Raw genomic sequence first — 20,732 nt, 5'->3', positions numbered from 1 at the left:
CCGCGAATAACCGCCATCGGACATCCTCGAACGTTGCTCTATAGGACGCGAAATCACCGCGCGGCGATGCTTATGGAAAAACTGCGCTGCGCGCCCGGTGGGGGCGGCGGACAGGAGCCGACACGGCGGATCAGTTGAACCGCCACGCGGTCGAGCGCAGCATTGCCCGAGCGACCGGCCAGACCGACGCCGGTAATCCGACCACTGCTGCTCACGCTGAACGATACACGGACTGTGCCGCCACCGGACACACTGGGTCTTCCTGCCCGCGACACGCAGGACATGACCACCCCGGGATAGTTGCTTGCGGCGGCATTGCCCGTCGCCTTTTGCTTTCTGCCGCCGGACCCGCTTTGGCGGTTGGTCGCCGCGCGAGACCCCTTGGTCGAGCCGGCGCGGGCGTTCTGCTTTGCATTGCCGCGCGGGGCTGCGGCGGGCGTCTTTGTTCTTGCGGGGCGGGCTGCGCGCTGCTTGGCTTCAAACACCTTGGCCTTTGGGGCCACCGTTTCCTCGAAGGCCGCAGTGCGCTTGGGTGGCGGGCGCAAGGACCGTGCCACGCTTGCATGGGTCGGGGACTCGCCGGAGACGGACTCGGTCGCAGCCTCGGGTGTTATGTCTGGCGTCGTCTCAGCCGCGGGTGGCGTCTCCGCCAAGGGACCGGTTGCGGAGGTCTCAGGCCGCACCGCCTGCAAAGGTTGCACGGGCAAAGCGGCGATGCGCTCCGGAAGAGGCTCGGGTCGTGCCTGTTCAGAGGGAGTGAGCGCAATACTGCTCAAGGTATCAAGCGGCGCGGAAACTGTCGCCTCCGGAATGACCTTGGCACTTTCGCGCGGCGTTTCGCTCGGGATCGATTGGGGGCGCTGGGGTTGCGCGGCCTCAGGTTTGTCGGCAGGCGGGAGCGGCTCAGTCTCCGCCCTTTCCAAGGGGGGCGCCTTTTCCGGGGCTGTGGCAGATGGCTTCGCCGCCACTGTCGGCTCCAGCAGATCCTCCGTCTCCGCGGCGTGCATTGTCCCGGCCACGAGATCCGCGAAGGACGCGCCCAGCTGCACCTCGGAACTGCCCGACGCACCTTCAGTTTGGACAGGCTCGCCGGTCAGGAGCGCCAGCGCGACCGCGGCATGGGCACTGGCCGCGACGAGAGCTGCCGCGAGTTTTACCGTATGAGAGTGTGCGATCATTCCAGCCCCCTTTCTGTCACCAGGACCACGCTTTCGGCCCCGGCTGTGCGAAGCGCGCGGCCCAGTTGCACCAGTTCCTTCGCTGGCAGGTCGCGGTCCGGCACGATCCGTACGCGGACGCGCTCTTCCTCGGTCAGGCCGGCCACATGCGCCTCGGCGGAGGCGACCTCGGCCCCGCGATAGGTCATCCGTCCGTCCGCATGCACGACCAGCGCATTCGCCGGGTTCTGCCTGTCGAGGTCTGCGGTGCGCACGAGGGTCAGGTCCTTGTCCAGCGGTTGCGCGAGGGTGCCTGCGACCAGGAAGAAGATCAGCATCAGGAAGACGATATTGATGAGTGCGGTGGTGGGTTCGCGGTCGGATGTGCGGCGTCGACGTTGCATCAGGACTGCTCCAGCACTGTGACCTTGGCCCCGGGCACCTGCCGCAGGGCCACCAAAAGGTCCGTCAGCCGTTGCGCACTGACAGCCTCCCGCAGAGCGACCAGCACGACGGGATCCTGCGTCTCTCCGAAACCGCCGCTAAGCGTGTCGAGCGCCACGGCGCGGCCATTGATGTCCAGCGTCTCAGGCCCCAGGCGCAGAAAGAACGGAGGTGCGTCGCTGGAGGCCGCCGCGGCACCACCGGCTCCGGCAGCCGATAGCTCGACCTCGGAGAAACGGGTAAACGTCGAACTCAGCATGAAGAACAAGAGCAGCAGGAAGATGACGTCAATCAAAGAGGTCATCGAGAGCCTGCGACGTCGGGTGCGTTTACGCATGGGACGGCCCGCGCGTTTCAACCGGTTCCGGCTTGCGCCCTTGCTGCGTGCCGCGCCCCTGATCCTTTCCGGCGGGCGACAGGATCGTACGCAGAGATTGCCCTGCCAGCACGCGCTCCTTGTCCATCCGCGCCTCGAACCAGCTGAGCACGACCGAGGTGGGCATGGCCACGGCCAGACCAACCGCTGTCGTCAGCAACGCCACCCAGATGCCGCCCGCCAGAATGGAGGGATCGACCTGGCTGCCCGCCTCCTGCAGAGCCTGAAATGCGGAGATCATGCCGAGCACCGTGCCGAATAGCCCCAGGAGGGGTGCCAGCTGCGCCACGGAATCGAGCAGCCGGAAACCACGCTCCAGCCGGGCAAAGCGTATCTCCGCCTCTGCCTCCAGCCGCGCGCCGTCCTGCTGACCGTCCATGGCCATGGCGATCACGGGAGCAAGGTAGCTTGTCGACCTTTCGAGGTGCTGTCGCGCGATGGACCGATCACCACTGTCCCATGCCGCCACCGCTTGCCCAAGCGCTTTGTGTCGCCCGACGCCAGCCGCCTGGAATTGCCACAGCTTGTAGAGAACCACAGAAAACACCATGACCGACATGGCGCAGAGCAAAAGCACGACTGGCCCGCCAAGGTCGTAGATCCGCTCGATTGCATTGCGCAATTCCATCATCATCCGATCACCTCCACGTCGATCCGCGAGCGCAGGTTCAGGGCCTTGCCGCAAACATCTTGCGCGGTGCTCGCTTCAATATCCGTTTCGCAGGTCTGCGCACCGTTGATCAATACCCGCCCAAGGCTGTCGCAGGCCAGCTGCGGCACCACGAATTGCCGGACCCTCGTGCGCGTCGCCGGCAGCGACCCGAAATCGAATAGTGTCATCCGGTCCACCGCACCGGCCTTGTCGAAAAGCACCGCTTCGAAGACAGCGGATTTCAGGTCGGTGTCAAAACCGTTCAGAACGACAAAGCTCATGCGGCAATTGCCGTCCTGCGCTTCGACGGAATTCAGTTCGATGGTCAGCTTGTCGGACGCATCCTCCTGCGCCTGGGCGGGCAAGGCCAGTAGCGCGATGGTGGTCACGGCAAGAAGCGAGGTCAATGAACGTGGCATTCTGGCGGTCTCCTGCAAGAGGTCGGGTATATGGCTGGCACCGTGGCAAGGGGCGTTCCCACCGGGTTGACTGACCAGGAAGGCCTGAGACGGGCTGCGCTTCAGGTCAAGCCTTAACGCGACAAATAAGTTTGTTAAGTGGACCGGAGGGGGTGCCCCCGGTCCAGCGGGCTTCAGAAGGACTTGGTGAGCGCCACTTTGAAGGTACGCCCCGGCGCCTTGCGTGTGGCCGAGGACAGATGGCCGACGTAGTCGCGATCCAGCGCGTTTTCGATGCCGAACCGCACTTCCGAACCTTTCATCCATGCGACATCGGCGGGTCGCCATGTGGCGCGCAGATTGTGGACCGTGACGTCCGACAGGTCGGTGCCGGTGGCATCACGGCGGTCATCGGCATGAACGACTTCCCAGCTCAGGTCGAGACGGTCGTCCCACTTCTTGCCGATGCCCAGTTGCACACGGTCCGACGCGCTGTTGCGCCACGTCGCGCTGCTGCCATCGGGGTTGAACTCGGTGCCTTCGCCCACATGGCCGGCGAGGTCGAAATACAGACCCGAAGCCATGCCATAGGACGCTTCCAGCTCGACCCCCTTGGTTTCCACCCGGTCGAGGTCCTTCGTGGTGTCGCCCACAGCGGTGTAGGTGGTGATGTCCCAAAGTTCGGTCTTGTAGAGGTTGCCGCGCAGGGTCAGGCTGTCGCCCTGAGCAAAGACATCCGTCCCGGTATAGGCCGCGCCCAATTCGAAGGTCCTGGATTTCTCCGTCATGTCCAACCGGCGCTGGGATGTGGCGGTGGTGGCGAGATCGTCGATCAGCGGCAGACCCTCGGTATAGGCGGCCGAGCCGAAGACCGAGACACCGTTGCCGAAGTCATAGCCCAACGCGAGCCCGCCCATGAGCGCATCCTTTTCGTAGGTCTGCTTGACACCGGGCAGCGTTTCGGAGCTTTCGAGCCGCGAGGATTCATACCGCAACGCGGGCGTGACGGTGACCTGCCCGATGGTCATCTCGTCCACGACGAAGGCTGCCAGCCGCCGATCCGTGCCGCCCGGTGCCGATGCCGCATCCAGCCGCTCCTTTCGGATGGCCTCAACCCCGGCCAGCATGTCGTGCTGAACCATGCCGGTGCCGAACAGCGCGCGGTTGGAAATCGTGAGCTTCGTGGTTTCGTAACGATTGTCAGCACAGACCACCCCGGTGAAGGCGCTGGCGCAGAAGTCTTCCGCGGTACCGAACTGGAAGGATGAACTGCCGTCGATATATGTCGTGTCGATCTGCTGGTCGGCATAGGACAGCGTCGCGGTCATATCGATCAGATCGTTCACGGGGTTGAAACGGTATTGCAGCGTGCTTTGCGCCGTATCCGTCACCCGGTCCACGCTTCCGAAGGAGTCGGCAGAGGTCTGGAACTGGTCGTAGGGCACGTCCTTGTCATCGGCCACTGTGCGGGAATGGCTGAAAGTCAGCGACTGGGCGTCGTCCTCGCCGAAGGTGAACTTCGCCTTTGCGAGATAAGAGGGGGTGCGGAATGCGCTGTTGCCGATCGTGTTTCCGTCTCCGGCAGTCAGGTCATCCTGATCGCGCAGCGTATAGTTGAAGAGGAACTCAGCGCCCTCTGCCGGCATCCACGCCAGACTGGTCGAGGAGGCATAGCCATCGCCGTTCGAGCTGTATTCAAGCGTTTGCGAACCGCCAAAGCCCGGCACGCCGCCAGTGAAGTCCGAGGCATCCTTTGTTTCCAGTTTCACCACACCGCCAACGATGCCTGATCCATAGGCAAAGCTGCCGATGGTCCCACGCAGAACCTCCGCCTGACGATAAAGGAGCGGATCGGTGAACAGCTGCGTCCCGATGCGGTAGATCTCTTCGGACCCGACGGTGGCGCCGTCGATCATGACGGCGATCTTCTGGTCGCTGCCGTAGGTCGTATTGGCGCCAAAGCCACGGATGTTGATCCCCGAACCCTGTGGCGTGGTGCCGTTGACCAGCGTGACACCGGGCACCGAATCAACGAGCTGCGCCACAGTGCTAGCTTGCCGGTCCTTGATTTCTTCCTCGTCAACGACCGTTCTGGACAGCGCTGTGCCAAAGCTGAGGTCGCGCTTTCCGGCGGTGAGAATCAGTGTTCCGAGAAAGCCGGGGTCGCTGTTCTGCGCCATGGCGGGCATGGCCAGTGAGAGGCAAACAAGTGCGGTCGTGCCGCGCATCAGAGAGGTAAGCATTGGCGCATCCTTCGTGTGTTTCTTGCCATGGCTTGCGAAGGCTTGCGGGGCGGTTTTGATAATTTTGCGATACCCATTATCGCGATGGGTTGCAGCGTTAACCTTATCAAACTAAAACAGTCAAGTAATTAGAGACAGCCACGCACCGCTTCCCTCCGGGCGCAGCCATCGGAAACATTAACCCTCCGAGGACGCCCATGACGCAGCACACCCAATATGACCCATACGCCATTCGTGCCTTTCTGGCAGACAATCCAAAGCTGCGCGCCCGTGATGCCGCAGATGCCATGGGAATTTCCGAGGCGCAGCTCGTGGCCGCCGGAATCGGTCAGGGCGCAACACGAATCGCAGCCCATCCGGATCTGATCATTCCTGCCGCCGAACGGCTGGGTGAGGTCATGGCATTGACCCGTGTCGGTGCCTGTGTGCACGAGAAGGTCGGCACCTACGGCAATTACCATTCGGGCGAACACGCCGCGATGACCCTGACGGAGGAGATCGACCTGCGAATCTTCCCGTCGCAATGGGTCCATGCCTACGCGGTCGAAACAAAGTCAGAGGCTGATCAGGCGACGCGTCGCTCGTTGCAGATCTTCGATGCAGCGGGCGACGCGGTTCACAAGATCCACCTTCGTGCCGGATCAAACCATGACCTGTGGGACGGGATCGTGGCGGAGCTTGCGCTGGACGATCAGTCCGAAGGCCAGGCGGTCGCACCCCGCACGCCGACCGAGGCCGCGAAGGCCCGCCCCGACAAGGTCGATGTCCTGCGCGCCGAATGGGCAAAGCTGACCGATACCCACCAGTTCCTGCGGCTGTGTTCCAAGCTCAAGATGAACCGCCTGGGCGCTTATCGCATCGCGGGCGCACCTTTCGTACGGGCGCTGGAGCCTGCTGCGGCCAATGCCATGCTGCAGGCGGTACAGGCGGCAGGCATCGAGGTGATGATCTTTGTCGGCAATCGCGGCTGCATCCAGATCCACAGCGGCAAGGTCGAGACGCTCAAGCCCATGGGGCCATGGCAGAACATCATGGATCCCGGCTTCAACCTGCACTTGCGGCTCGACAAGGTGGCGGAGGTCTGGGCCGTCGAAAAGCCGACCCAGCGCGGACCGGCGGTCTCGGTCGAGGCATTCGACGCCGAGGGCGGGATCATTTTCCAGGTCTTCGGTCTCGGCAAGGAAGGCCGCGATTCACGCGCCGATTGGACGCGGATCGTGGAGGCGCTTCCCGCCGCTGAAAGCGTGGATGCGTGAGGCGTGGCGAGGTTTGGCGCAACGGCGCTCTCAATGTCGCGATGACAGTCGTAACCGGATGCGTGAGCACGACATACGGATGCGGCCATCCCTGGCCGGATAGCTACGGATGCAAGGATAACGGCAGCAGTAGCATGCCGGTGATACAAGAAAGGGATTGAAGCGATGTTTTGCAAGGCAGGTAAATCCGGTGGTTTCGCGGCTTGTAGTGGGATCTTGTTGTCTATGTTCGGGGCCTTGGTCCCGCTGAACGTCAGCGCGCAACAAAGCACGGGCGTGCCGAACCCCCATGCCGACGTGCTCTCCATCGGCGGCTCGGTAACGGAAATCGTCGTGGCGCTGGGGGAGCAGCACCGGCTGAAAGCGCGCGACACGACCTCTAGCTATCCGCCTGAGATAACGGCGCTCCCTGACGTGGGATACATACGCGCGTTGTCGCCCGAAGGTGTGCTCTCTGTCGGCCCCTCGCTTATCCTCTCCGAGGAAGGCGCGGGTCCGGTGGAGGCTCTTGACGTGATCCGCGCGGCGGATGTGGACTTCGTCGAGGTGCCGAACGCGCTCGATGCCGAAGGGATCCTGCGCAAGATCGATGTGATCGGCGCGGCGCTCGACGTGCCAGACAAGGCCAGTGACCTTAAGGACGAGGTCGGCCAGGCCCTCGCCGCCGCAATTGGCGATGCGGACCGGCCCGAGGCAGAGAAGAAGCGCGTGCTCTTCGTGCTCTCGACCGAGGGCGGCAAAATCAACGCAAGTGGCACCGGCACGGAGGCGGATGCGATCATTCGCATGGCGGGCGGCGTCAACGCGGTGACCGAGTACGACGGCTACAAGCAGATCACCGACGAAGCAGTGGGCCTGGCAGCGCCCGATGTCATCTTGATGATGAAACGCGGGGGCAACCACGGCGCGGACGACGATACCCTCTTCGAGATGCCCGCGATCCGGCTTACCCCGGCGGCGCAGACACGCTCCGTCGTGCGGATGGATGCGCTGCTGCTGCTTGGCTTCGGCCCGCGCACGGCAGAAGCTGTGCGCGATCTCAACGCGGCGCTCTACGGCGAAGGGGCCTGAGCGGTGGCGGTTATAACCGACAGCTTCACCACGCCGCGAGACAGGGTGGCGCGGGCCCGTGCACTGCACGGACTGCTGGCGGCTGCTCTGTTGGTCGCCTGTGCGCTGAGCCTGCAGATCGGAGCGACCGACGTGCGCCTGACGACCCTGCTGGCAAAGCTGGCGCAGGGCCAGGATCTGAGCCAGATGGAGCGTGTCGTCCTGTTCGACATCCGGCTGCCCCGTTTGGCTATGGGAGCGCTTGTGGGCGCGGCGCTGGCCGTTTCCGGCGCGGTGATGCAGGGGCTCTTCCGCAACCCGCTGGCCGATCCCGGCATCGTCGGCGTCGGCGCGGGAGCGGGCCTCGGCGCGATCCTCGCTATCGTGTTGGGGGGGCTTCTGCCCCTGAGCCTCGCGTCGCTGGTCGGGCCACACCTCGTACCGATCGCCGCCTTTCTCGGCGGCTGGGGCGGGACGCTCCTGCTCTACAAGGTCGCCACCCGTCACGGACGCACGTCGGTGGCGACGATGCTTTTGGCGGGCATCGCGCTGGCCGCACTGGCGGGCGCGCTGTCGGGGGTGATGGTCTATATCGCCGACGACAGCCAGCTGCGCGACCTGACGTTCTGGGGGCTGGGGTCGCTCGCGGGTGCAAGCTGGGCCAAGGTGCTGGCCGCCGGGCCGCTGGTCATGCTGGCGCTTGCCGCGTCGCTCACCCTTGGACGTGGGTTGAACGGTCTGGCGCTGGGAGAGGCCACAGCTGCCCATATCGGCATCGACGTGCAACGGATGAAATCCATTGCGATCCTGACGGTCGCCGGAGCCACGGGCGCGGCCGTTGCCGTCGCGGGCGGGATCGGATTTATCGGCATTGTCGTGCCACATCTGCTGCGCCTTGCCTCTGGTCCCGATCACCGTACGCTCTTGCCCAATGCGGCGCTGCTGGGCGCGACGTTGCTTATTCTTGCCGATGTGATCGCCCGCGTGGTCATCGCCCCGGCCGAATTGCCCATCGGCATCGTCACCGCCGTGCTTGGCGCGCCGGTCTTTCTCTGGATCTTGTTGAAGAGACGCGGAATGGTGGACTTATGAGCCTGATTGCTGAGGATATTCGCGTCTTCTACGGGCGGCGCGAAGCGTTGCGCGGCGTGTCGCTGCGTGCAGAGCCAGGCGAATTCACCGCCATCGTCGGGCCGAATGGATCGGGCAAGTCGACGCTGCTTGGGGCGCTGACCGCGTCGCTTCCATACGCGGGCCGCGTCATGCTGAACGGGCGCGAGATCGACGGGTTGCAGCCTTGGGAGCTGTCGTCCGAGCGTGCCGTGCTCCCGCAGGCCTCAAGGCTCGCTTTTCCCTTCACCGTGCTCGAAGTCGTGCGTCTGGGTGTGCAGGCGGGCACCGCCGGGGATCGCCCTGAAGTGCCGATGCAGGCGCTGGCCAGGGTCGGCCTTGCTCACTACGCCGAACGGACCTTTCAGGAACTCTCAGGCGGCGAGGCGCAGCGGGTGATGCTGGCCCGCGTGCTGGCGCAGGTCTGGTCCCCGATCGAAGACGGGCGCCCCCGTTGGCTATTGCTGGACGAACCGGTCTCAAGCCTCGATATCGCGCATCAGTTGCAGGTCATGGAAATCGCCCGCGATTTCGCCCGCGCGGGCGGGGGAGTGATCGCCGTCATGCATGACCTGAACCTCACAGCGATGTTCGCCGACCGTGTCGCTGTGCTGGCAGAGGGGCGGCGTCTGGCTTTTGGCACGCCGCGCGAGGTCTTCAGCGATGGCATCCTGTCGCGCGCCTATGGCTGTGACCTGCGCGTTTCGGCACCGCCACCCGTTGGAACACCTTATATTCTGCCGCACGCGGCCACTGCCTGAAGGATAACAATGCCCATCAATGCCTCCATCCCCGCTGTCCTGCTGCTCTGCCTCGCGATACCCGCGGTGGCTGATCCCGTGACCGATATCGTCATTCTGGGCGAGGTCCATGACAATCCGGATGCACATTTGGGGCAGGCCGCCGCCCTGAGGGAGCTGAAACCCACCGCTGTCGTCTTCGAGATGCTGACAGCGGAGCATGCGCGCAAAGCCGATGCCGATCGCGACGCAATCCCCGACGCGTGGGAGGCCAGCGGTTGGCGCGACTTCGAAATCTATGCGCCGATCTTTGACGGTTTGGGCGACGCACGCATCCTAGGCGCTGCCGCCCCGCGCGAGGCGGTGTGCAGTGTCTATTCCAACGGGGCCGCCACGCTCTTCGGGCCGGAGGCTGGACGTTTCGGGCTGGACACGGAGCTGCCAGAGGACCAGCTGGAGGCGCGGATGCAGCTTCAGTTCGAGGCGCATTGCGAGGCTATGCCTTTGGACATGATGGGCGGGATGGTCGCGGTCCAGCGCTATCGCGACGCGGTCTTTGCCCGGGCAGCGCTCGATGCGCTTGAGACCTACGGCCCGCCCATCGCTGTGATAGCCGGCAATGGTCATGCACGCACCGACTGGGGCATTCCTGCGATGATCGGCCGCGCCGCCCCGGATGTGAGCACCTACGCCCTCGGCTTCGTCGAAGCGGACAGCAGCGTGCCGTTCGACGATTTCCGCCTCGTGCCGCCCGCAGAGCGCGATGACCCCTGCAATTCCCTGACATCCAACTGAGGAAACTCCCATGTATCTTGCGATGAACCGTTTTACCGTGCCGCTGGAAAATGCCGCAGAGTTTGAGGATCTTTGGCTGAGCCGTGAGAGCCGGCTTCAGGACATGGACGGTTTCGTGTCCTTCCACATGCTGAAGGGCCCCGAGACGGACGGCCGCATTCTTTATGCCTCGCACACAGTCTGGCAGACGGAGGCGCAGTTCCGCGCCTGGACCACCAGCGAGGAATTCCGCGCTGCCCACGCCCGCGCCGGTCAGACGCGCAAGCTGCACGAGGGGGCACCGCGCTTTGAAGGGTTCACCGCGATCCAGCAAATTGACGCCAAGCTACCTGCGTGACCCTGCGTGTCAGCCACAGCGCGCCGGTGTTCCGCAGCTTTGATGCGGCATTGGCGCGCGCCTTCTACGTCGACTGGCTCCAGTTCGACTGGGAGGGCGAGCACCGCTTCCACCCGGGCGCGCCGCTCTATGCTTTTCTGCGTCTGGGCACCTTCCACCTGCACCTGAGCGAGCATCACGGCGATGCCACGCCCGGATCCACCGCGCTGGTTTATGCTGAAGGATTGCGGGCGTTTCACGCAGCGCTTCCGGAAAATCCCAACATGTGCCCGGGTCTGGATCTGCAGCCCTGGGGTCTGGAGATGTCAGTAACGGATCCATTCGGCAACCGTCTGCGCTTCCTCGACCAGAGAGCGACCGCGGACTAAAGCCACATCAACCATTCTACAGGTCAAGAAAGACAGTGGTCATTTCCATCCAACGAGTTGCGTCCGCAAGGGAGATGCGGTCATGCCGCGCGGCAGGTTCTGAGGGGATCATGTCGGCTGTCGTTGCCGACCCATATCCAGGCAGGGGCTGCTTGTCGCAATTGATTTCTGGCATGTTCTCGGAAGCCGCTCATAAACATCCGGCGCGGGTGATGGCCTTGTTAGGGTTATGCACGCGCCGTGATCTCGTTTCCGACAGGTCGATTACGAGCATTTGGGCAGTCAGACATTAGGTTCTCCCGGATGGTCACATAAGCCCTCCTTGTCCAGCCCTATTCATGGCAAGATCGGTTCTGATGACGTTCGGGAGGGTGTGCGATCAGGCTGATCCATCTTCACAAGGAAGCCACGACGCTGCGGGAAGTCCGGGCCGCAATACTGCCGAGCCAAGGGACTGCGACCGAGTAGGCCGGGCGTTTCGGGGACGTGGAGCAGAATATCTACAAAAGGCGGCAGCGCGAGAATGTCGAGGACTTCGGCCACACGCCGCAAACGCCTTCGGACGAGATTGTCGGCGACCTTGTCCACGACACTGCTGGTCTCGCTCGACGATCTGCTGACTTTGGTGCGCGCGATCCTGTGCCGTCTTTGGCTTTTCTTGTCGCTCAGGCGAAACTGCAGTCTCAAGATCTTGGAGGCAGGGCGAGAACAGCGCCTCAAGACTCGTTTTCAGGCATCAGCCTAAACGCTAAAAACATACCCAGTCGCCATGCTCCTGCCGGTAACGACACAAGATTTCGCCGAATTCTTGGCCGAAGTTTTTCCCAATCGAACCGCAATCACAGGAGCTTTCCATGGCTTTCACGACAATTTTCGCCCACGCCGTTCTGGGACTGGCTGCGCTGACCTCGACAGAGGCCCACACTCCCAAAGACCTCATCCTTGCGCAGGGGCAGCCCTATATCGGTTCCCAAGGCTATGTCGCGCCCGTGGCTGGCAATTACTTGACCACGGCGGACGGCTGCACGTATCGCCGCACACAGGCACCTGGTTATCCACCGCGCTGGGTCCTGGTCGTCAATCCTCAACACCTCGGCAAGGCGCCGGCCACGCGCAAATGCCGCGGGATGATGTGATGTTGAAATCTGGCGGACCAAGGGCTGCTGAGGCCGACCCTCAGCAGTCTAGAGGCATGCGATCCACCTCCTGACAGAGCGGGTGAGATGGGTGTTTGGCGTATCAAGTATTTAATTTCAATTAATTCAGGTGCGGAAGCCAAATTCAGGGCGAGTCGCCCTTTTCCTATCCCTCTGAAATGTCTAGCCTCCCGACTGGACAGACCATCGCGCGGCAACGCAGCGGTAGCTTGGGTCTAACAGGGGGGGATACAACTTGATCATCAAGGCTATTGATGCGGTCAACGAATTCATTGGCCGCATCGTTGTTATTTTGGCCGTGCTTTTTGCAACGATTATTATCTATGACGTGATAATGCGGTACGCGCTGAACGCGCCGACCCGCTGGGCCTTCGATCTGTCGAAGCAGTTGTACGGTTTTTATTTCATTTTGCTTGGGGCTTACGCGCTGAAGCATCAAGCTCATGTACGTGTCGATCTGCTGCTTGAGCGGTTTCCGCACGGCGTACAGCGCGTCGTCGAAATTCTCGGCTACGTGATTTTCTTCTTTCCCTTCACATGGGTCTTTCTCACACGCTCCTATGACTTCGCATCGACCTCCTGGGCGCAAGGCGAAACAACATATGGCGCGGTGGCCCTGCCAGTTTATCCGCTCAAGGCGGCTCTCTGCGTTGCGGCCGGTCTCCTCTTGATCCAAGGCGTCAGCGAAGTGCTCAAGCTTATTTTCGACCGTCGGGAGGTTGCGCAATGACCGGGCTTGGCGGCGAGAGCATCGCGCTCATCATGTTTGGCATGTTGGTTGTGGGCTTGATGATGGGTCATCCCCTTGCGTTCGTGCTCGGGGGCACCGCGGTGCTGGGCGCGCTGATCGCGGGCAAACCTATGGTCCTCGGCATCGTCATCAACCGTATCTTCGGCGATGTCATCGACAACTACACCCTGATCGCCATACCGCTTTTCGTGCTCATGGCCCAGTTCCTGAGCAATTCGGGTGTCACCGACAAGATGTTCGAATCCTTGCGGCTTTTGATGTCCAACGTGCGCGGTGGATTGGCGCTTGCGGTTGTGTTCATCTCGATCCTGCTGGCCGCAACCACAGGCATCATCGGCGCGTCGATCACCGTGATGGGCGTCATGGCCCTGCGCCCGATGCTGCAATACGGCTATGCTCCGACGCTGACCACGGGTGTAATCGCGGCGAGCGGCTGTCTGGGCATCCTTATTCCACCGTCGATCATGCTGATCCTGATGGCCTCCTACTCGCCGCTGTCTGTCGGCGAGCTGTTCGCAGGGGCCATGCTGCCCGGCGTGATCCTCGGCCTGCTGTACGCGGGGTGGGTCGCGATCGTGGCCGCCGTGCGCCCGGATATGGCGCCCTCGGTTCAGCCCGACGATATGCCGCCGCGGCGGGAATTGGTGCTGATGCTGCTCAAGGAGGCGATGCCGCCGCTCTTGCTGATCTTCGGCATTCTCGGCTCGCTTCTCGCTGGTATTGCCACAGCTACCGAAGCCTCTGCCATCGGTGCAGCTCTGGCTTTGGCCATCGTGATCGCGCGCCGCAGGTTCACGCTTGCAGGGTTTTACGACGCGCTGAAGGAAACCGGCAAAACCAGCGCGATGATCCTCTTTATCGTTGTGGGAGCCACCGCGTTCACCGGTGTTTTCAACATCACGGGCGGTCTGCGGGCCACGCAGGAAATCATCCGCGGGCTCGACATGGAACCCTGGATGCTGATGACGGTGATGATGTTCATCGTCTTCATCCTCGGGGCGTTTCTGGATTGGACCGGGATTGTTTTGCTGTCTTTCCCGATCTTCCTGCCCATCGTGCAGGAGATGCCATCGGTGGATCTGCTGTGGTTCGTTGTTCTCATGTCGATCGTTCTGCAAACGTCGTTTCTGACGCCGCCTTTCGGATATGCGCTGTTCTACCTGCGCGCCATCGCCCCTAAGGAGGTCAAGACCACGGACATCATCAAAGGGGTTCTGCCGTTTATCGGGCTGATCCTGTTGATGTGTGTGGCCGTGGCGCTGGTTCCCGGTCTGGTGACTTGGCTGCCCGCCACGCTTTATCGCTAAATTCAAGGTTAAACAGGGAGTAAGACCATGAAATTGCACCACTCTACACTCGCCGCGGTGACGCTCAGCGTATCGCTTGCTGCGCCTGCCATGGCGCAGGACAACTGGATGATGACCACCACGTGGCCGTCGTCGCTGGAACTGATCGAGTTCGACAAGCACTTCGTCGACCTCGCCAACAAGCTGACCGGCGACACGCTGACCATCGACTTCTTCGAGGGCGGCAGCCTCGTTCCTGCGGGCGAAGTCTTTGGCGCGGTCCAGTCCGGCACGGTTCAGGCGGGCGCGGATTGGCCCGGCTACTGGGCGGGGCGCGACGCGGCTTTCACGCCGCTGGCCACGACACCGGCGCTGTTCAATGCCGTCGACTATGTCAACTGGATCCAGCAGTGGGGCGGTCGTGAGTTCTACGAAAAGACCTACGGTGAGTTCGGGATGGTCTACCTCCCGTACGGTGTGACCAACAACGAATCCGGTTTCCACACCAACAAATCCATGACCACGCTTGAAGATCTCCAGGGCATGCGCCTGCGGGTTTCCGGCAACGAACAGGGACGGATTCTGGAACGTCTCGGCGGCAGCCAGGTCTCCATGGCAGGTGGCGAAGTTTACCAGTCGCTGGAACGTGGCGTCATTGACGGCGGCGAGTTTTCTACCCCGAACGTCGATTACTCCGCAGGCTTCCAACAGGTTACGACACACTGGTCCACACCTGGCTGGCACCAGTCTGCTTCCGTGTTCGGCGTGGCGATCAACAAGGGCGCATGGGACGCTCTGGATGCGGACACGCAGGAAAAGCTGCGCATCGCGGCCGACGCGACAATGCTCTGGTCTTTGTCCTTTACGGAAAAGCGCGCCACCGAGGCCTACTCGAAATGGGATGAAGAAGTGACCGTCGAACGCTACACGGACGAGGCGCTGGCCGAAGTCCAGAACGTCGCCAACGAGGTTATCGTCGAAGTGTCTTGCGAAAGCCCGACTGCTGGTGCGGTCTACCTTTCCATGGCGGAATACTTGGGCAACTACAGCCAGTGGCGCGAAGCATCGGCACCTTACAATCTGGGCCGCACACCCAACGGCCCTTCGATCGAAGAGCTTCAGGCTTGCGTCGACGGCTAAGCCTTTCAACGACCGCAAATGCGAAAGGCCGCCTTACTGGGCGGCCTTTTTCGCAACCTTATGACGAAACGTTCCTAGGAAACGCCGCTATCTCGGCACCTGCGCTGCCACTTTCAAAGAGCAGCGCCAGTTCGTTGCTTTGCAAGGGCTCGACACCGACGGATTTGTTTTCTTGGCGCAGTTGTGGTGGCTTGCCTTCAGATGTGAACGCGCGGGGCAGGGGGTGTATAGGCCAAGAAAATAAAGGCTACGGCTCCGTGGGCAGAAGGTGTCCGGCGCGAAACGTCTGCTGTGCGGCCGAGCAATGCAACAGCGGCGTCCCGAGAGTCAGCGTGCGGGCTCAAAAAAGGGAAACCGCGATCGGGGTTCGGCAATTCAAAATGTCTTTTCAAGCCCATGATCTGCCTTCGGCGCAAGGAGATACCTTGACGGCGTTGGCGAATAAAGACTGCCCGGGTTTCACATCACGAATCCCTTGGGTTCGATCGGTGGCATGCCAAAGCCGTCTGCCCCCCTCTGCTGCTCCACGAACTGTTCCAGCTACAACAAGCCGCGTCGGAGCCGGAGGGCGCTGCTGGTCTGGTTTGACCGCGACTTGATTGGCCGGTGCCGGACTGCCGCACTCTGTGTGGGCGTCAGAAAAACTTGAATGTCCAGATACCCTGTCGCCGTGTGGACGCACCGTTGAACCTTCTGGTGCTCGCGCGGGACATTGCTTCGCAATACGCTGGCGGGTGAGAGGCAGCACCGGGATCAAGTGGATGGGTGACGGGAAGTGGCAGGTCCGCAAACATGGAACCAGCCGCAGAGGCCAGTGGCGTATGGCATCTGGCGAGGGATACCGCCACGTCGGACATCCGAGCGGTGAAGTTCACGCCCCGCGGTGACGACCCCTGTCATGGTTTGCAAGCAAACCACTGTCGGGCAGTGGACAGTCCTGTCCTTCCCGACCTGCTGGAGCAGAAACCCGATAACGAGCAGATCGGCACCTCTCGGCAGATTGCTTTGCAATCGCCTTACGGGCAGTGGACGGCGCCTACGATAGCAGCCGGTGCCACACGGCTATCATCGAGCGCGATGCCGAGGCCACCATTGCGGTCAGGCGAAACGGACGATTGCGGACGGAGAACGGCCCTGCAGCCACGGCCCGCAACGAGCTACTGCGTGCCTCAAAGTGCCCTTTTGCAGAGCATTCTGGAAACGATGGAGTGGCTACCGCACACGAAATCGTATCGAAGCCCGGATGCGATGCCTCAAGCCGTTCGGCGGGCATATCATGGCGCGGGGGTCCAGTTTGGCAGACCGCTGATCCGCGTGGCTCTCAAGAACCAGTTCCCGACCTTTGGAACGGCCGGGATCACCTGTGTCAAAAAATCAAATTGGGAAAAGTCGTAATTCGTTCACTACCCGTTTTAGGCAACAACGCCTTTTACCACAATCGCTGGCCCCCATCAGGCGCTTGCCATGCGCACGTGTGTGGAGGCATTTAACCAACGGCCTGCTCTGAGCAGATTTCGCCGGATCGTATCAAACGTGCCGCTCTGGGGCGGACACCGGTGCGTGACCCAGCGCAGGGCGGGGCTCTCCGCGATGCCTGGCGCGCTTTTATGACGGAGATTGTTTTTCCCGTCAGCCCAAAGCTGTTTTGCAGATCATCCCGGTAATCTGGCCCCCTTAGCCGTTTCCCGCAGTAAGCGGCCAATATACAAATGAAAACGAAACGGTTGGCTCCCTGAGCCAGGCGCGGCGAGATGATTACAGGAGGAATTTCATGTCCTTGGCCCTCATTGAACGGACCGGCGACGGCGTTGCCATCATTCGGATCAACCGCCCGGAGCGACGCAATGCGCTGTCGAGTGCGCTACGCGCCGATATCGCGCAGGCGGTCGCGGAGCTTGACGCCGATGCGGAAGTGCGTTGCATCATTCTGACCGGGGATGAAAAGGCTTTTGCCGCCGGGGCCGACTTGTCGGAGATCGCCGAGGCACGCCCGATGGCCGAAGTCTTTGATCGCATGCCGGTGGCCAAGCGCGCTCTGGAAGCTTCGCGGACACCGGTAATTGCTGCGGTCCGGGGGCTTGCGCTGGGTGGTGGCTGCGAGCTGGCCATGATGTGCGACATCGTGATCGCCGGGGACACTGCCAAGTTCGGCCAACCGGAAATCCGATTCGGGATCATGCCGGGCGCCGGGGGCACGCAGAAGATACTGCGCAGCGCGGGCAAGGCGAAGGCAATGCGTTACTTGCTGACCGGCGACCTTTTTCCGGCCGATGTGGCCATGGATCTTGGCGTCGTCTCCGAGGTTGTGCCAGACGCGCAGGTGATGGAGGTCGCCACCACGATGGCCCGAAAGATCGCCGCGCAGCCGACCAAGGCGGTGCAGGCCATCAAGGACGCGGTGCGCGAAGGGGCAAACGCACCGCTCGATACAGCGCTGATGATTGAGAACAGACTGTTCCAGATGCTCTTCTCGACCGACGACCAGAAGGAAGGGATGCGTGCCTTCCTTGAGAAACGCGAACCCAAGTTCAAGGGGCAGTAACCGATGGCCTATGCATTCGAAGACATCAGGAAGGTTGGCGTTATCGGCGCCGGTATCATGGGTGCGGGTATTGCGCAGGTCCTGGCGACCTCCGGCTTTGAGGTTGTCCTGAATGACATGAGCGCAGAAGCCATTGAAAAGGCGCGGGCCGGGATCGACGCTCGCATTGACCGTCTGACAGAGAAGGGCCGCCTCCAGCCGGAGCAGGCAGAGGCGGCAAAGGCGCGTTTGTCCGGCTCGTCCGAGCTGTCGGCGCTATCGGACGTGCAGTTGGTGGTGGAGGCCATCGTTGAACGGCTCGACGTCAAGCAGGGTCTATTTTCCGAGCTGGAAAAGATCGTCAGCCCCGAAACCATCCTGGCCTCGAACACATCTTCGCTGTCCATTGCATCCATTGCGAAGGCTTGTGACAGACGGGGCCGCGTGGTCGGGATGCACTTCTTCAACCCCGTGCCTTTGATGAAACTGGTCGAGGTGATCGGTGGTGCGGCGACGGACCGGTCCGTGATCGACACGACGCGCGCATTGGCCGAGGCTATGGGAAAGGTGCCGGTTCTGGCCAAGGACGGCCCCGGGTTCATCGTGAACCTTGGCGGACGTGCCTATTATACCGAGGCCTTGCACATCCATGGCGAAGGTGTGGCCGACCCAGCCCAGATCGACCGGATCATGAAGATGGCCGCAGGGTTTCGCATGGGTCCGTTCGAGCTGATGGACCTGACAGGCATGGATGTAAACTACCCGGTGTCGACCCTCATCTTCGAAGGATACAAGCACGATCGCCGTCTCGCGACAACAGCCGGTCATGCCTACATGTTCGAAGCAGGTCTGCTGGGCCGCAAGGTCGGGCAGGGATTTTACGACTACGATCAAGATTTGCCCAAGCTGCCTTCGGTGCCCGAAGAAAGTGCGCGAACCGAACTGTCGGTGGTGTTGCCTGAACGTGCCACTGACTTCGCAGCCTTGACGGACAGAGGGCTGAGCGCGGCTGCCGATGATGGCGCAATGCCGATCCTGGTCAGTCCACTTGGCGAAGACTGCAGCAGCATGGTTGCACGGCTTGGGCTAGATCGTCGGCGGACGGTGGCGGTCGATCTTTCCGGCGTGCAGATGGGACTTGTGACCGTGATGACGGCACCCGGCGGATCAGATGTGCTGGAGGATGTGACGAGGTGGCTGACGCAAGCGGGCCTTCACGTGGAGGTCATAAAGGACAGTCCCGGTTTTGTAGCGCCACGCATCGTCTCGATGATCGTCAACCTGTGCTGCGAGATGGCGCAGATTGGTGTCGGCAGCCCCGCGGACCTCGGGAAGGCGATGACCTTGGGCCTGAACTACCCGTTCAACCCGCTAGATCACGGCGATGCCATTGGGGCAGAGCGGGTTCTTGCCACCATGCAGGAGCTTCAGGAGACGACCGGCTCCGAACGGTATCGCCCGAGCCTCTGGCTGAAACGACGCGCCCGACTCGACCTTTCGCTTAGCGCGCCAGATTGAGGGAATGCAACGGTGGCGGCGTCGGGGAGGGGCCGCTACCTCAGGAAGGATGAGCCTATGACGACCGTGATCTCAACCGAAGACCTTGCCCATCGGGAGGCCATCCGCGATTGCCTGTTTCGCTATGCGCGCGGCATAGACCGAGCGGATGAGGACGCCTTGAAAAGCGCCTATTGGCCAGGGGCCTGGGACCAGCACGGGGCCACCTCTGGTCCTGTCGAAGATTTTTACGACCGCGTGCGCGGCGCCTGGGCGCGGGGTGCGCGCAACATCCACCACATCACCAATATCCTGATCGAGTTTCGGGGTTCCGGATCTGCCGCTGTGGAGAGCTACTTTCATGCCTTGCAACGCGGTGTCGGGCCTGACGGCATCAATCGACAGGCAATGCTCTCGGGGCGGTACTGCGATCTGTTCGAACGGCGTTCTGGTGAGTGGCGCATCGCGCATAGGGTGGTGGTGTATGACTGGGTCGAGCCGCAGGCCGTGCCGGAGACGAGCGAGATCGACCGCTTCGGTCCGCGCCAGCCTATCGGAGGCGTGTTTCCGGACGACCCGGTCTATAAAATTGGAGCTTAAAAAGGGCGACCCATCGTGCGGGTCGCCCATAAAGGGCCGTCGTAGGGGAGGTCTCAGGCGGCCCATGTGCCTCGGCGCAACTCGCCATTGTAGTTGAGCAGAGCACCTTCGGTTTCGCCGGAATGAGCGCCGACCACTCGCCCGACGAGGATCGTATGACTTCCGGAAACGTGTTGGCTGTCGCTGGTGCAGATCAGAGCGTGATGCGCGGTGGTCAAGACCGGTGCGCCCAGAACATCCTGCGTCCACAGATCGTCGAAACGGTCGGCCCCGTGGCGGTCACGTTGACCGGCAAAGAGCATGGCTTCTTCTTCCTGCTCGGACGACAGAATATTGATCGAGAACGTCCCAGCGCCCGTGACGCAGTCGTGCGACCCGGAGGCGCGGTTCAAACACACCAGCACCATCGGCGGTTCGGCGGACACCGATGAAACGGCCGAGACGGTCATGCCGCAGCGGGTAGCGCCTTCGCCCGCTGCAACGACGCAGACACCGGAAGCAAACCGGCGCATGGCGTCGCGGAACGAGGCGGCATCGACCGAGGCAGGGATCTGCACTTCGTCTATGTGAGCACGGAAGCGGCCGGTCTCGTCGGTCCATCCGTTGCGGGCGGCATATGTCATCATCTCGTCGAACTTTTCGGCCCAGGAACCATCGCCTGACAGCAAGGTCAGCGCTCGGACGGCGTCGGGGCGCACCCAGACGTGTCGTCTGTCTTCTGCGAGCTCGCCGACCGGAGCGACAAGCGCGTCCAGCCGGTCCTCTGTCGCGGTCGGCACCGCGACAGAGAAGGCTTTGAAATCATGTGCGCGCTCAAGACGGGGCAGAACCCCAGGGGTCAGAACAAGTCGCAT

The 20,732-nt window shown here is 62.2% G+C and carries 21 protein-coding genes and 1 pseudogene; 15 read left to right on the top strand and 7 right to left on the bottom strand.

From position 1 onward, the window contains the following. Positions 1-53 precede the first annotated feature (53 nt). The 6 genes from J4E08_RS04175 to J4E08_RS04150 all read right to left on the bottom strand — a co-directional run bounded on the left by J4E08_RS04175 (position 54) and on the right by J4E08_RS04150 (position 5,270). Positions 54-1,178 (bottom strand): TonB family protein, encoded by a 1,125-nt coding sequence (locus tag J4E08_RS04175; protein WP_349537406.1) that lies wholly within the window; start codon positions 1,176-1,178, stop codon positions 54-56. Further along, positions 1,175-1,561 (bottom strand): ExbD/TolR family protein, encoded by a 387-nt coding sequence (locus tag J4E08_RS04170; protein ID WP_349537405.1) that lies wholly within the window; start codon positions 1,559-1,561, stop codon positions 1,175-1,177. The genes J4E08_RS04175 and J4E08_RS04170 overlap by 4 nt, the downstream gene beginning before the upstream one ends. Next, positions 1,561-1,938, bottom strand: a complete 378-nt coding sequence (locus J4E08_RS04165; protein ID WP_349537404.1) for a biopolymer transporter ExbD — start codon at positions 1,936-1,938, stop codon at positions 1,561-1,563. Before J4E08_RS04165 ends, J4E08_RS04170 begins: the two co-directional genes overlap by 1 nt. Beyond that, on the bottom strand, positions 1,931-2,611 hold the full coding sequence (locus tag J4E08_RS04160; protein ID WP_349537403.1) for a MotA/TolQ/ExbB proton channel family protein: 681 nt from the start codon (positions 2,609-2,611) through the stop codon (positions 1,931-1,933). Before J4E08_RS04160 ends, J4E08_RS04165 begins: the two co-directional genes overlap by 8 nt. Next, complete coding sequence (locus tag J4E08_RS04155; protein WP_349537402.1) at positions 2,608-3,048, bottom strand: hypothetical protein; 441 nt, start codon at positions 3,046-3,048, stop codon at positions 2,608-2,610. The genes J4E08_RS04160 and J4E08_RS04155 overlap by 4 nt, the downstream gene beginning before the upstream one ends. 173 nt (positions 3,049-3,221) lie before the next feature. Further along, positions 3,222-5,270: a TonB-dependent receptor domain-containing protein gene (locus J4E08_RS04150; protein WP_349537401.1), complete on the bottom strand. Its 2,049-nt coding sequence runs from the start codon at positions 5,268-5,270 to the stop codon at positions 3,222-3,224. A 197-nt stretch (positions 5,271-5,467) separates the two neighbouring features. Here J4E08_RS04150 and J4E08_RS04145 point away from each other — a divergent pair, with 197 nt between their 5' ends. From J4E08_RS04145 to J4E08_RS04075, 15 genes and pseudogenes are all read left to right on the top strand, one after another. After that, positions 5,468-6,526 (top strand): hemin-degrading factor, encoded by a 1,059-nt coding sequence (locus J4E08_RS04145; RefSeq protein ID WP_349537400.1) that lies wholly within the window; start codon positions 5,468-5,470, stop codon positions 6,524-6,526. 165 nt (positions 6,527-6,691) lie between these two features. Then, positions 6,692-7,597: a heme/hemin ABC transporter substrate-binding protein gene (locus J4E08_RS04140; protein ID WP_349537399.1), complete on the top strand. Its 906-nt coding sequence runs from the start codon at positions 6,692-6,694 to the stop codon at positions 7,595-7,597. Positions 7,598-7,600: 3 nt separating this feature from the next. Continuing rightward, positions 7,601-8,668, top strand: a complete 1,068-nt coding sequence (locus J4E08_RS04135) for a FecCD family ABC transporter permease (RefSeq protein WP_349537398.1) — start codon at positions 7,601-7,603, stop codon at positions 8,666-8,668. Then, entirely contained in the window at positions 8,665-9,447 is a 783-nt protein-coding gene (locus tag J4E08_RS04130; protein ID WP_349537397.1) for a heme ABC transporter ATP-binding protein, read from the top strand. The genes J4E08_RS04135 and J4E08_RS04130 overlap by 4 nt, the downstream gene beginning before the upstream one ends. 9 nt (positions 9,448-9,456) lie before the next feature. Continuing rightward, positions 9,457-10,221, top strand: coding sequence for a ChaN family lipoprotein (locus J4E08_RS04125; protein WP_349537396.1), 765 nt, complete (start codon positions 9,457-9,459; stop codon positions 10,219-10,221). A 10-nt stretch (positions 10,222-10,231) separates the two neighbouring features. Further along, complete coding sequence (gene hmuQ / locus J4E08_RS04120) at positions 10,232-10,558, top strand: heme-degrading protein HmuQ (RefSeq protein WP_349537395.1); 327 nt, start codon at positions 10,232-10,234, stop codon at positions 10,556-10,558. Then, positions 10,555-10,926, top strand: a complete 372-nt coding sequence (locus J4E08_RS04115; RefSeq protein ID WP_349537394.1) for a glyoxalase superfamily protein — start codon at positions 10,555-10,557, stop codon at positions 10,924-10,926. Before hmuQ ends, J4E08_RS04115 begins: the two co-directional genes overlap by 4 nt. 854 nt (positions 10,927-11,780) lie before the next feature. After that, a complete protein-coding gene (locus tag J4E08_RS04110; RefSeq protein WP_349537393.1) occupies positions 11,781-12,062 on the top strand; it encodes a hypothetical protein in 282 nt (93 codons plus the stop codon). Positions 12,063-12,318: 256 nt separating this feature from the next. Further along, positions 12,319-12,813: a TRAP transporter small permease subunit gene (locus J4E08_RS04105; protein WP_349537392.1), complete on the top strand. Its 495-nt coding sequence runs from the start codon at positions 12,319-12,321 to the stop codon at positions 12,811-12,813. A gap of 32 nt (positions 12,814-12,845) precedes the next feature. Continuing rightward, the gene (locus J4E08_RS04100) at positions 12,846-14,141 is read left to right on the top strand and encodes a TRAP transporter large permease (RefSeq protein WP_349537458.1); all 1,296 of its coding nucleotides are present in this window, start codon (positions 12,846-12,848) and stop codon (positions 14,139-14,141) included. Positions 14,142-14,168: 27 nt separating this feature from the next. After that, positions 14,169-15,260, top strand: coding sequence for a TRAP transporter substrate-binding protein DctP (gene dctP, locus J4E08_RS04095; protein WP_183964847.1), 1,092 nt, complete (start codon positions 14,169-14,171; stop codon positions 15,258-15,260). A gap of 594 nt (positions 15,261-15,854) precedes the next feature. Beyond that, positions 15,855-16,655: pseudogene (locus tag J4E08_RS04090) on the top strand (transposase); the annotation flags it as partial. 376 nt (positions 16,656-17,031) lie between these two features. Beyond that, complete coding sequence (locus J4E08_RS04085; protein ID WP_349537391.1) at positions 17,032-17,802, top strand: enoyl-CoA hydratase-related protein; 771 nt, start codon at positions 17,032-17,034, stop codon at positions 17,800-17,802. A 3-nt stretch (positions 17,803-17,805) separates the two neighbouring features. Continuing rightward, positions 17,806-19,299, top strand: a complete 1,494-nt coding sequence (locus tag J4E08_RS04080; RefSeq protein WP_349537390.1) for a 3-hydroxyacyl-CoA dehydrogenase — start codon at positions 17,806-17,808, stop codon at positions 19,297-19,299. A gap of 57 nt (positions 19,300-19,356) precedes the next feature. Beyond that, positions 19,357-19,878 (top strand): nuclear transport factor 2 family protein, encoded by a 522-nt coding sequence (locus J4E08_RS04075; RefSeq protein WP_349537389.1) that lies wholly within the window; start codon positions 19,357-19,359, stop codon positions 19,876-19,878. A 53-nt stretch (positions 19,879-19,931) separates the two neighbouring features. On the opposite strand, the gene J4E08_RS04070 is transcribed toward J4E08_RS04075, so the two are convergent. Continuing rightward, on the bottom strand, positions 19,932-20,732 hold the full coding sequence (locus J4E08_RS04070) for a flavin reductase family protein (protein ID WP_349537388.1): 801 nt from the start codon (positions 20,730-20,732) through the stop codon (positions 19,932-19,934).

This window comes from Sagittula sp. NFXS13, from assembly GCF_040148795.1.
Lineage (GTDB): Bacteria > Pseudomonadota > Alphaproteobacteria > Rhodobacterales > Rhodobacteraceae > Sagittula > Sagittula marina.
Note: the sequence above shows the minus strand (reverse complement) of the source record. Positions and strands in the feature narration are given on the sequence as shown.